At 49.0% G+C, this 12,722-nt stretch carries 8 protein-coding genes; all 8 read left to right on the top strand.

Annotated features, from left to right (window positions below; all coding sequences use genetic code 11):
• Positions 1-268: 268 nt before the first annotated feature.
• The 8 genes from PQG83_RS10935 to asnB all read left to right on the top strand — a co-directional run bounded on the left by PQG83_RS10935 (position 269) and on the right by asnB (position 12,326).
• Entirely contained in the window at positions 269-1,399 is a 1,131-nt protein-coding gene (locus PQG83_RS10935; RefSeq protein WP_312740813.1) for a glycosyltransferase, read from the top strand.
• 614 nt (positions 1,400-2,013) lie between these two features.
• Positions 2,014-4,248, top strand: coding sequence for a right-handed parallel beta-helix repeat-containing protein (locus PQG83_RS10930; protein WP_312740810.1), 2,235 nt, complete (start codon positions 2,014-2,016; stop codon positions 4,246-4,248).
• 788 nt (positions 4,249-5,036) lie between these two features.
• Positions 5,037-5,978, top strand: a complete 942-nt coding sequence (locus PQG83_RS10925) for a class I SAM-dependent methyltransferase (RefSeq protein ID WP_312740808.1) — start codon at positions 5,037-5,039, stop codon at positions 5,976-5,978.
• Between the two features lie 546 nt (positions 5,979-6,524).
• The gene (locus PQG83_RS10920) at positions 6,525-7,160 is read left to right on the top strand and encodes a hypothetical protein (RefSeq protein ID WP_312740806.1); all 636 of its coding nucleotides are present in this window, start codon (positions 6,525-6,527) and stop codon (positions 7,158-7,160) included.
• 202 nt (positions 7,161-7,362) lie between these two features.
• Entirely contained in the window at positions 7,363-8,274 is a 912-nt protein-coding gene (locus PQG83_RS10915; RefSeq protein WP_312740804.1) for a glycosyltransferase family 2 protein, read from the top strand.
• Positions 8,261-9,403: a glycosyltransferase family 4 protein gene (locus tag PQG83_RS10910; protein WP_312740802.1), complete on the top strand. Its 1,143-nt coding sequence runs from the start codon at positions 8,261-8,263 to the stop codon at positions 9,401-9,403. Before PQG83_RS10915 ends, PQG83_RS10910 begins: the two co-directional genes overlap by 14 nt.
• Positions 9,404-9,441: 38 nt before the next feature.
• Positions 9,442-10,473 carry a glycosyltransferase family 4 protein gene (locus PQG83_RS10905; protein ID WP_312740800.1) on the top strand — a complete coding sequence of 344 codons (1,032 nt, stop codon included), beginning with the start codon at positions 9,442-9,444 and terminating at the stop codon, positions 10,471-10,473.
• Positions 10,461-12,326 (top strand): asparagine synthase (glutamine-hydrolyzing), encoded by a 1,866-nt coding sequence (asnB, locus tag PQG83_RS10900; RefSeq protein WP_312740797.1) that lies wholly within the window; start codon positions 10,461-10,463, stop codon positions 12,324-12,326. The genes PQG83_RS10905 and asnB overlap by 13 nt, the downstream gene beginning before the upstream one ends.
• The last annotated feature ends 396 nt before the right edge of the window (positions 12,327-12,722 follow it).

The following is a 12,722-nucleotide window of genomic DNA, read 5'->3' as shown; positions in this document are numbered from 1 at the left end:
AAGTTTTTTAGTTTTGAGCCGGAAATAAATCCGAGGCGAATGCTGGAATGCCGGGCAATTTAAGCACAAAAACTACCGAAATCATTGAAACTCCTATTCATAATATAAATCTACTCTGACACCGGAACTGCCGGGCATAATAGAGGGCGGGGTTCAAAAACGCATTTCGATGTTCTCAAGTTCCTGGTAGTGGCGGTAATCCATTGATTATGAAGGCTCGTCTCCACAATTTAAAATGTCAATGCGTGTGTTGCAATAGGTGTTGGTAATGGAAGAACCCTGCCGTGTGTTGCACCTTACGGATACTCTCGTGGCTGGCGGAAAAGAGCGGGTAGTGGTCAATCTGGTGAATAATTTCCCGAGAAAAACATATCAGCCATTTTTGTGTACAACACGCCGCGACGGTCCCTTATCGAAAGAATTAGGGAGCGATGTCATCACCCTCCATTTGGGGCGTCGGCACGTGTTGGATGTGAAAGCCCTAACACTCCTGGTTCTATTTATTCAAAAGTATAATATACAGATTCTTCACGCGCATGGGCCATCTGTATTTGTAGCAACGATCGCGGCGTTTTTCCCTCCCTTTCCTTCAGTGGTGTGGCATATTCATGACGGCGGTATGACAAGTGTAGATTCCCCCTCCTGGGCTTATAAATTTATGGCAAGACGTGCAAAAGGAATCATTACCGTGAATCAAGCCTTGGCCGATTGGGTTTGCCAGGCATTGCCTATGTCGTCAAGCCGGGTTCGTTATATTCCCAATTTCATCGTTAAAATTAATGGAATTGGACCAAAGGTAATTCTTCCCGGTGAAGAAGGTTATAGAATAGTTTGTCTGGCAAATCTTCTCCCGGTAAAGGACCATATAACTCTCATTCGCGCGATGGCACAAATAATTCAAGATATCCCCAAGGCCCACCTGGTTCTGGTGGGCTCTACGAGCGATAGAGACTGCCTCAGTTCCATTGAAAAAGAAATCTCAATCGCCGGATTGAATCAACACATTACTATTTTGGGATATCGAAAGGATGTGTTGAGCATACTCAGAACATGTGACCTTGGGGTACTCAGTTCAAAGGCCGAAGGATTTCCCATGGCACTTCTTGAGTATGGCATGGCAGGACTTCCAACTGTTGCCACTCAGGTAGGTCAATGTCCTGAAGTCCTTGATTATGGGCGGGCGGGCATATTAGTGGCACCAGGTTCGCCAACTCATTTGGCTCAAGCGTTGATGGAATTATTGCGGTCATCCGAGCGGCGTCATTTACTGGGAAAACAATTAAACCTTCATGTTCAAGACACGTATAACCAGGAACGTATTCTTGAAAAGTTTGTCCAATTTTACAAAACGATATTGGGTGATTCACAAAATGCCGTACTTTCTCCCACAAGGCATTAATGCAATTCCATGTCATTGTAGAGCTGAGAAATTTTTTGTCCCATTATTTCTGGGGTGGTTGCTGTAATTAATTTTGAGTCTACGAAGCATCCCCTAATTTCGTATCGCGTGACCCTCCGTAAATCCAAAGTCGACTGTGCTGCAAAGTCCTGGTCATCTCACTGAAGGATGTGGCAGGGAAGTATAATTAATTTCATCTGAGTTGTTCGGCGTTCGATCCTGCCGTCTTTTTGAGTCATCGGTATACCTCATTCCTGGTGCCATGCGGTATGGGCGAAGAACGTTTCAGAAATCAGTGGTCGTTTTTTTCCTCACGGATTTTCTGTCAGGACTGCTAGGCATTATTTTCCGTAGGAGAATTCGGCAATTTTTCATTCAGGTGAAGGCTATGACCTACAACTATTGCCTTGAGTATTATTGGACAAAATTGGTTTTCAAAAAAAATATTTGTATATAAACAAGGGTATTGACATTTTTTAGTGATAAGAAATTTTTTTTGGAATACATATTGCTGAATCCATCCTCCGGTTCCTAAAGAGGTAAATACTGGATCGATTTTCTTGCTCTCCAAGAAGCAGGACCATCGGTCTCTTTTTTTGTTAGGAGGATCAGTAATGAGTATTTCACGCTATCGATGGTTTTTGAAGCTTTGCTTTTGTGTGTTAATCATGAGTGGCAATATAAGCGAAGCCAAGGCAACAAATTATTATGTGGCTGCAAGCAATGGAAATGATGGCAATAGTGGAACATTGAGCGCGCCGTTTAAAACTCTTGAAAGGGGAGTCAGCGTGTTAATCCCAGGAGATACGTTGTTTGTGAGAGGTGGTACCTATGAGGGGTCCCACAATCTTGCGAAAATTCCCAATGGGAATTCTTGGGATCAACCCATTACTATTAAAAAATACGCAACTGAAAAAGTCGTGATTACAGCGGAGAGTTTCCGTTCTGCATTGTATTTTTCCAATGGGAGCCATCACATTATTATCGACGGGTTTGTTTTTGATGCCAAAGGCGGCGCTAGTGGGATTCAATTTTTTCCAGGAAACCATCATATACGTATCCTCAATAGTGAAATAATGAATTCTCGTCAACAGGGGATTCTTGCTACACAGCCAGCAAATGATCTGGAATTTATTCGCTTAAAAATCCATGATAATGGTTCCCACGCAGGCCAAGATCACGGGATTTACATCGCAGGTTCAAACCATCTTATAGAAGGTTGTGAAATCTATAGAAATGGTGCGATGGGAATATCGATATTCAGCACTTCTTATACGTCTGAAAATATTGTGATGAGAAACAATAAAGTCTACAACAATGGTACTTTAGGTACATCGGGAGATGGAATTGGAGTTTATACAGGAAAGAATCATGGGATTTACAATAATCTTGTTTGGGGAAATAATATGGGCATAGTGGTTTGGGGGGGAGTATCAAATGCCAAAGTTTTAAACAATACGGTACATGCTAATTCCGTCTATGGCATATGGGTAGCAGTGAATAGTCAAAACGCCCATATTAAGAACAATATTGCCAGTTCGAATGGGTCGAACGGGATAATCATTACTAAGGGAAGCGGAAGTCCGCAGATTTTCAATAACCTGGTTGCTGCAACGAATTCAAGCACCGGACTGAAAAATTGGGAGGGTAATGCAACCGTTAAGGGGAATGTGGCCGGATCAATCAATGACATAAAATATGCCAATCATCAAAACCGGGACTTTCACATTCAACAAGGAAGTCTTGCCATTGCCGCCGGTGTGGTTCTTTCCGAAGTCAAAAATGATTTTGATTATGCTTCAAGGAACTCCAATGCATATGATATTGGAGCTTTTGCTTTTAATGGGACGCCGCCCCCCGCCAGTTCAACCCCGCCACCGTCGACTAGTACTCCGCCACCGTCGACTAGTACTCCGCCACCGTCGACTAGTACTCCGCCCCCATCCTCCTCTCCTACCTCATCCTCTCTCAGTATTTCGAACTTGACGGTTGCCAGTGGGCAAGCCTATGTGGTGTCCGCCTCCGGACTCCAAACCGGGGCCAGGGCCTATATCGATCGTAGCTATACGTTTACCAGCGTTCCCTCCATCGTGAGTGGAGCCAGGTTTATCCAAACGGCCAATAATGATAAAGCGGCGACCAGTTCCACCTTCCTCAGATTTACGGTCAATGAACCGGTATTGGTATACGTGGCCCATGGCGATCGTATTTCCTCGAAACCCTCGTGGTTGAGCACCTTCACGAATACCGGCGCGAAGCTGGTGACCTCGGATGCGACCTTCAGCCTTTATGTGCGGTCTTTCCCTGCTGGGACCGTCACCCTTGGGGGCAATGCCAGCGGTGGATGTTGCAGCATGTACTCCGTGGTGGTCACACCGCAGAGCGGGACTACCACGTCGTCGCCTCCCCCTTCCTCTTCCACCTCCTCCTCCTCCTTCAGTATTTCGAATCTGACGGTTGCCAGTGGGCAAGCCTATGTGGTGCCCACCTCCGGTCTCCAAGCCGGGGCCCGCGTTTATATCGACCGTGCCTATACGTTTAAGACCGTTCCTTCCAATGTGCAGGGAGGCACGTATATCCAAACGGCTAATAATGACAAAGCGGGGACCAGTTCCACCTTCCTCAGGTTTACGGTTAATCAAGCGGTATCGGTGTATGTCGCTCATGGCGATCGTATTTCCTCGAAACCCTCGTGGTTGAGCGCCTTTACAGATACCGGCGCGGATCTGGTGACCTCGGATGCGACCTTCAGCCTTTATGTGCGGTCTTTCCCTGCAGGGACCATTACCCTTGGAGGTAATGCCAGCGGTGGATGTTGCAGTATGTATTCCGTCATCGTTAAGCAGTAAAAGCGACGCTAACGGCGGCCGGAATTTTGGCCTACAACCTTTGCCTGAAGCAGAGGTCATTAAAGTACAAAGATCACCTCTCCCGTATAGGGAGGGGTGATCTGCCGAGGTCCGGTTTTTTGAAAATTTCAACACTGGCCTTAATTCCGGATTGATCTCCTACCCTGCCGATCATTTGTTGGTGATGTCTAGGCCATCCAAAGTGCCGATCCAATCATCTCGTTTGTCTTCATCACTTCAAATAAGTAATGAATAATGTTGTTTGGATTGCTCCCAGACAACTTTCAGATTATTAATAACTTCTCCCTCACCACAGGGAAACTCCCCTGTTTAAAAATTGAGATTTCTTGTTTATTCTCTGCTAATGTTTTATTGTTCTGCCCAAAGAAGGATAAATTTTTAGGGCTTCTTTTGGCATAAACATAATAGACTTTGGCTGCCCGTTCAGGCACTTTCTCACCTTGTTCGAAGAAGCAAAGAGACCAGCTCATTCAGGGATAAGCCGAGAAATTCCTGACAAACCCGTTGGACGAAAAACTGATGGGAATTTTTGACGGGAAAATAGGACCGGCAAAAGCTTCTCTGTTTAACCGCAGTTTGCGTGGTTCAAACATTGGCCTTTTCAATATACCAAACATTATGATGTCTGCTTTAACTCTATTTAACCCAGGGTCCCCTAAAGACAATCTGGAAGATGCTGGCTCAGAAAGATACCTCCTTTAGCCTCTCATTTCCTAAGAAGCAATATTTGGCATTAATTTATTCCTAGTTTAGCAAATAAAATTGTTATGAAAAAATTCTGGAAGTTATCCCCCATTCTTAAAGGAAGTTTAACTTGGGTGCCCCAACTGAATGATATACGGATACGACGCGCCTCCACCGGAGGCTCTACCTCTGCGCGATACTGTTACTCGGTTTGGCTTAGGCATTTAGTTTCACTTAGTCAGTTGGGTTTCAATGTAAGAGATTCCTGTATAGGTGAATTGGGACCTGGTGATAGTATAGGGACTGGACTAGCCGGGTTACTTTCTGGAGCAAACCAATATGTAGGTCTGGATATTTTCCCCTTTTCAAAGAAGGCAGATCTGAATAAAATCTTTGATGATTTGGTGGAGTTGTACTCCGCTAGGGAATCAATCCCTGACCAAGACGAATTTCCAGGTGTTTTTCCGCCGTTGAGTTCGTATCGTTTTCCAGACCAATTGATTGACTGGACAAGTTTCAATGAAAAAGTTGAAGGGGTTCGCTCTGAATTGAAGAAGGATGAGCTTGGTGGTCAATATGTCATGTATCGAGCGCCTTGGATGTCATCAGGAGTCATCCGAGAATCAAGTCTTAATCTAATTATTTCACAGGCGGTATTCGAGCATATTGATCCACTTAGGGAAACGTATAAGGCCATGTTTTCATGGCTTAAACCGGGTGGATATGCCAGTAATGTAATTGATTTTGGTTCGCATGGGTTGGCTCCTTTCTGGAATGGCCATTTTGCGTATTCTGATTGGGAATGGAAATTAGTAACGGGGAAACGGGAATTCCTTCTGAATCGGGAACCACTGAGCGTTCATCTTGCTTATGCGAAGGAAGCCGGGTTTGAGGTGGTACATGTTCAGCGCTACTATGATAAAACGGGCCTAGAAATCGATGACTTGGCTCCTCGGTTTCAAAATCTGAGCGCGGAGGATTCAAAAACCCGTAGTGCATTAGTTGTGCTGCATAAAGCTTTTTAAAAAATTCTATTTATTATTACATCCGATAAACTTGGGTTTTCCCTCTTTTATCATGGATAGTTTTTTTTAAGAATGGGTGTGACCTGTTTGGCAGAAGTAATCGCTTTTCTTTGCATCCCTCCTACACCTTGATAAGTGGATCTCTTTTTCTTTTGATTTAAACTGCTCAAAGTTGCGTTCCCATTCTTTCATGTCGGAACACTGAAACTGCCATGTTCCTCTCGTTCTATGCTATCCTTTTCGGGGAGACGTCAGTTTTTGCTTTTTGAGCATGGCCCTCGTCCCTTCCCAAAGTTTGAAAGATCTTTTTACCAATCATCTCCATTCACCGTACAAAGGTTGTGGGTTACTATATTCTTTTCCCTTCATTTTGGTAGAGTTTGGGGTATTAAGCTAAAGAATAGTCCAGTGGAGGGGCCATGTTGGGCAAAAGTGTTTGGGGAGGGAGGCAATTTAGAGAATAGTAGATTTGTTCTATAAGGGCACCTTTTACTACCGAGAATTCTTTTCAATTTTGGCATAATTCTATTCGAGGGTGGATCGTTTATGCCCACACCTGACCAACTCCGGTTCTTTGCTCTGACCGCTCGCTACGAGGACCTTACCCCGAATGGCAATCCTTTAGAACCCCTCGCCCAACACTTCCCCTGGGCTCGCTTTTGTAAGCCGCTAGAGAAGAGCCTGTTTCGCTCCAAGCGTTACAAGGGATGCCGCCCGCCATTCAAAAATCATCTCAATGTGGATAAACAGCACACACTCATTCGCCGGTATGCGGTCACCAATGAGGCCGTGCATGACAGTCAAGTACTTGAGGAAGCGTGGCAGTCCAAGACGGCGGGTCGGGAAATTTTGGCGAAAGTCGCCTATCGCTCAGAAGAAGTCGAGGTCCAGATCAAGAAGCGAAAACTGCCCTCGCGCGTTCAGTATAAGGGGTATCGAGACAAGCCCTTGAGCCCTCGCCAACAGAATACTAATCAACCACGCCCCCGCATTTGCGCACGCGGTGACAATAAGTTCGGCCACCACTTTATGACAATGGGTGGCAAACTGATTCGAATAATTGGCCGGGTACCAACGCGGGCGAAGATCGAACTCAAGAATTTCATCTGCAATTTTCGGCGGGTTCTTGTGGAGACATGCGCCGCCAGCAGACAAACCGGGTCATTATGGAGCCGGAGGTAATTATGAAACAGCAAGGAGGGGAGCAAGCCTATCGACTTCTGAGATTTCGTCTCTGATTTCGTGCCAGGCTCTCCGCAGCAGGGGAAACGAGCCAACGCTCATGCTTTTAGAGGTGCCCATAAATTACTCTGATATCAAAAAGATCAAACTTTATTAGGACAAAAATTAATCTGGCTTTGATCCTGACTTAATGGGTGGAAGGATGTCCTCCGACAGCATCGTTGTAGTGGTGGTCCCACGCGATAGGTTTAGCATGTTTCCCAAGTGTCTTGAGGCGCTTTATGCACGGACGTATGTGCCTTTTCGTGTCATTGTGGTTGCTGGGGGCATCGATAGGCGAACTAAAGACTATCTTCATCAACTTCGGGAGCAGAAAGATAATCTGAGTGTTGTGCTTGTAGACCGACTGTTGATGCAGGGCGAGGGGCGCAATCTCGGCATCCAACAAGCCGACGAAAGGTTTTGCATCGTTCTAGAGAACGATACAATTGTCCACGAAAACTGGCTCTTCCCCATGCTTGACTGCATGCGAGAAGAAGGCGCAGCAGTGGTCATGCCTTTGATATGGTGGTACGGGCGTATTCACGCGGCTGGAGCAATGTTTGAAGAACGGGAAAAAGATGGGAAGGTTGTATTCCATCATAAGATTCTGTACACGGGAATACGACGGAAGCAAATTGACTATCCGGAATGTCACTGTGTCCTTATTGATCGACGGCTACTCCCAGGCACTGCCATCTTCGATGACGTGGAGCCGTTCGATGTCGATCTAGGACTAACGCTCCGAAAATACGGACTCAAAGTCTTTCTTGAGCCCCGTTCAGGGGTCACCTACTCAGCGCTTCCCCAATGGGAAGTCCACGATATTCCGCCCTTCAAGTTTCGTTGGGACGCGGCGGCGTGGGAAGCCCGCAACCGACTGTTCATGAATAAATGGGGGGTCAGGTATGAACCCTCATCTAAGCTAGCGTCCTATCGAAGGCAACTATTGAGATTGGGATTTGCCCGTTGGTATCCAAACAAATTTACGGTTGGGCTCTCAAACGTTGGGGTTCGTTTGGAAAAAAAGCTTCTATCGTTCGTTATGCAAGGATTCTCTCATGAGGCCAATTGAAGGCCTACCACGGTTTCTTTTTGTTGATACCCAAGTCGACGACTTCCTGATGTACCGAATGGGGCTTGCCCGTAAAGTGCAGGAGGCCGGGTTCGAAGTCCATGTTGCTCTTCCGCGAGAGCCCGGTATGGAAACCATTTCTCGGGTAGGCATTATCGTTCACCCCATTTTTATGCGGCGTCTGAGCATGGGGGCTTTTGATGAGCTGCGCTGTTTGATCTCCCTGCTTCGACTTTACCGCCGCTTGCGTCCCACGCTAGTACACCATATGTGTCTAAAGGCAGTGCTTTATGGCGGCATCGCATCGCGGGTTGTCGGTGTGCCAGCAGTAGTTAGCACCCTCTATGGTTTGGGATACCTTTTTTCGACACAAACTGTGAAAACGTATGTACTCCGTTCGATTGTCATGGTCGGTCTTCGGTTTGCTTTCGGACACAAGAACCACCGCGTTATTGTGCAGAACTCGGCTGACCGCGATTGGCTGCTCTCAAAATACAACTTGGCCTGCGAAGTCGCAGTGCTTATTAGCGGGTCCGGCGTGGATCTGTCGTTGTTCAAGCCCAAGCCGGAACCGGATGGACCACCGGTGGTATTGCTAGTTTCTCGACTACTATGGATAAAAGGCATTAGCGAATTTGTAGCGGCAGCCCGAGCGGTACGTGCCCGTAAAATCCCAGCCCGCTTTGTATTGATTGGTGAGCCAGATAATGGTCATCCATCCGCCATTCCAGTGCGCACTCTTGAGCACTGGCGTGACACGGAGGATGTGGACTGGCTGGGATTTCGGCACGACCTACCCGTGTTGATAGGGCAAAGTCACATCGTCTGCTTGCCCACGATCTACGGAGAAGGTGTTCCTCGCATTCTCCAAGAAGCCGCTGCCTGCGGCCGCCCAATCGTTGCCTCCGATATTCCAGGTTGTCGTGAAATCGTTCGCCATGGGCAGAATGGTATGCTTGTCCCCGTGGGCGACCTAAACGGCCTGATAGGTGCACTCGTGCAGCTTATAGAAAATGCGCCACTTCGAGCGACTATGGGTACTCGCGGGTATGCCCTCGCTGTCGCCGAATTCTCGCTGGAGAAGGTGATCGATCTGAATCTTGCGGTCTATAACTCACTGCTCTCCTAGAAATTGCCGCTCCAGACCCTTTCTGAGAAGACAATGATATGCTAATACCCGGCAATGTGTTCCTGATCAGCGCAGGAAAATTTATCCACGGCGCCCCGCGCACCTGGCCGTGGGCCGAGACACAAGCGCGCTCACTTGCAGACCTTGGTTGGGCCGTGACGCTATCAGTGGTAGATGATCGCACCTCGATCCGGGGTATTGTACGAAACGTGCTACGTTTGCGCGCCGAAGTCGCACGTTCCGGGGCAGAGATTGTCCATGCACAATATGGCACTGTCACAGCCGCAGTTGCCGACGCTGCACGCGGAACGTTGCCCCTGGTAGTTTCTTTCTGTGGAGATGATCTTTTGGGCACACCGGAACCTGGTCTGGCATGGCAAATGCGCATCTGCATATCCCGCTCAATTGGGTTGATATCCGCATGGCGTGCTCAGTCCTTAGTGGTTAAGAGCCTTAATCTTCTTTCCGCCCTGCCAACAGGGCTTCGCAGGCATGCCGAAATCATCCCCAATGGCGTTGACCATGAAGTCTTTGCGCCCCTAAATCGTCTAGACGCCCGCTGCAAACTTGGCTGGTGTGCGTCCCAACCCATCGTCCTCTTTAACGTGGGCACGCGCCATAACCAGCGGGTGAAGAATCTTCCGCTTGCGCAAGCGACGATGACTGAGCTACGACAGACCTACCCAACGGCCAGATTAGAGGTACTCTCTTATGCTCCGCAGGCTGAGGTGGCCCTCAAAATGAGTGCCGCTGACTGTCTGTTGGTAACCTCCCTGCACGAAGGTTCGCCCAACGTTGTTAAAGAGGCCATGGCATGCAATCTCCCAATAGTTACCGTTCCATGTGGCGATGTGGAAGAGCGACTTGCCAGTGTTCAACCAGGATGTATAGCTCCGTACAATGCCTCCTTGTTGGCGTCTTCCATTCGGCAGGTGTTGGAGCAGGGTAGCCGTTCAAATGGGCGTGATAGACTGATGGGCCAAGGACTGACAGCCCACGCCGTGGCGACAAGACTTGTGAGGGTCTACGACCGATTGCGTAGGGAGACACGCTTCGCGTGTGTGGGATAGTCGCGCTGTTCAAGCAGAAGGATCTTTCGCGACCTTTATCGCTCGTGCGGGCGATGAGCAATAAAGCTACTCATAGGGGTCCAGATGGCTGTGGCCTGGTGGGTTTTGAAGGTGATGTAATCACTCGCTTGGCCGATTCCACCGGATGGGAGGTTGCCCTTGCTCATCGCCGTTTATCGGTCATCGACCTCAGTCCAGAAGCGTCGCAGCCGATGGTGTACCGCGGCCGCTATTGGCTTACCTACAATGGTGAGGTCTATAATTACCTCGAGCTCCGCGCAGAATTAGAGCGACTCGGTCACCTCTTTCGCACTCAAAGTGACTCCGAGGTAGTGCTTGCGGCCTTTGCCGAGTGGGGGCCGCGATGCTTCGAGCGGATGCGCGGGATGTGGGGGATTGTCCTCCTGGACGCCCAGAGCGGGAGGGCGGTTCTTTGCCGGGACAGACTGGGGATTAAGCCCCTTTATGTGTGGCGAAGTCACGGGCTGCTTGCAGTGGTTTCTGAAATCAAGCAACTACTTGCTATTCCTGGTTTTCAGGCCCAGCACTCAGAGCAGGCAGTAACTGAGTATCTCTCCACCGGGTACGAAAACTCAACGCGAAGCTTCTTCAGCGGGGTGGATCCGGTTCCGCCGGGTACCTATCTCACGCTTTCCATACACAGAATGGCTCTCTCGTCACCTCAGGCCTTTTGGTGGCCCGAGCGAATCGAAGCCTCGGTGTCTGACGCCGCAAAGGCAAGCGAAGCCTTTGCCGCCAAACTCGACGAGTGTGTACGCATTCACTTGCGCAGCGACGTTCCGGTAGGCTGCACGCTGAGCGGTGGGTTGGACTCCAGCTCCATTGCGATTCTCGTCCACAGACAAGCCGGCCCGTCGGCCGATCTTCACACATTTACTTCCACTTGTATCGGAGACCCACCGGATGAGCGCGCGTACGTGGAAGCGGTGCTGGACAGCATTCGTGGGATTCCGCACTACGTTATGCCCAGTGCTCAGGGATTGTTGGACGACCTGAACGACTTCGTATGGCACCACGACGAGCCAGTAGGCAGCCTTTCGATGTATGCAGGGTACTGCCTCGCACGATTGACCCACATCGCGGGCGTTCCCGTTACGCTGAGTGGACAGGGCGGAGACGAGATACTCTCCGGTTATTGGCAATCATATTTCCTGTACCTAAGAGAGCTCGGGCTGAGCGGTCATGTGCTCGCCTTGGCTGCACATCTTGGGGGGACACTACTTGCGGATGGGAATTCGTCCTTGCTCACACAAATTCCAGTTATGCTGCGGCGATACTTGTCGCGACGCAATGGGCTTAATTCGCTGGTAGAACAGCCAACGGAGGGCAGTGCGATATTGCAGCACGCGCTGGCAAACCGGGGGCAAGCTCGAAGAGTGAACGAGATACGGGTTATGTTCTTGCCCAGATTGCTCAAGTGGGACGATCGGAACTCAATGGCCTTTTCGATCGAGGGTCGTTATCCATTCTTGGACCACGAGCTGATCGAGCTGTGCCTCTCATTCGCACCCGAGATACTTTATCATCGTGGCTGGACAAAGTGGCCGCTCCGTTGTGGTCTCCAGAACACCCTCCCTGAGAAAGTGGCACACCGACGAAGCAAATACGGATTTTGGGTGCCACAAGACCTCTGGCTGTGCGATCCCCTTCGCCCCGCTCTAACTCAATGGCTCAGTTTCGATCGTCCCCTGTGGGATTGGGTGGACCGCACGAAAGTTCGAAGGCTCGCCGAGGAGACTTGGCAGACCGCCGGGCGCCGCGACGCACCCGGGCAATCGCTCGTTCGTTGCTTCCTGCTGGATAAGTGGCTGGAGGTCTTTAATGTTGCCTAGAAACTCATACCGTTGGGGATTGCGGTGATGGGCGTTGGCTGTGTTTATGTATGGCGTTGCCACTTAATGGGAGCTTACCTTTATGTTTCTTGTCTCCCTCAATTTCCCTGAAGAGTTTAAGGACTGTTTAGGATGAGTTGGGGTTTGGCGTTAAATGGGTGTTTGTGAGGCAAGGGAGGGGAGACTAGTGATGATTAAGTATGGTCCCGCTGGGGACCTGGCACAACAAGGGCTCAGAAAGGTCTATGGATGATTTAGATCAACCTAAATCTCACAGAGAATCCTTCGAGGAGTTGGCGGCCGCTTTGTTTTTGGATATCTCGTTCCTTCCGGAGTTGGGTATTGTCTTGGCGCAGCCGCCGCAGTTTCTCATGTTCTGGATTTCCCTATTCTTTG

The sequence above is a fragment of the Candidatus Nitrospira neomarina genome (genome assembly GCF_032051675.1).
Classification (GTDB): Bacteria; Nitrospirota; Nitrospiria; order Nitrospirales; family UBA8639; genus Nitrospira_E; species Nitrospira_E neomarina.
The sequence above is the reverse complement of the archived record's forward strand: the minus strand, read 5'-3'. Positions and strand labels throughout refer to the sequence as shown.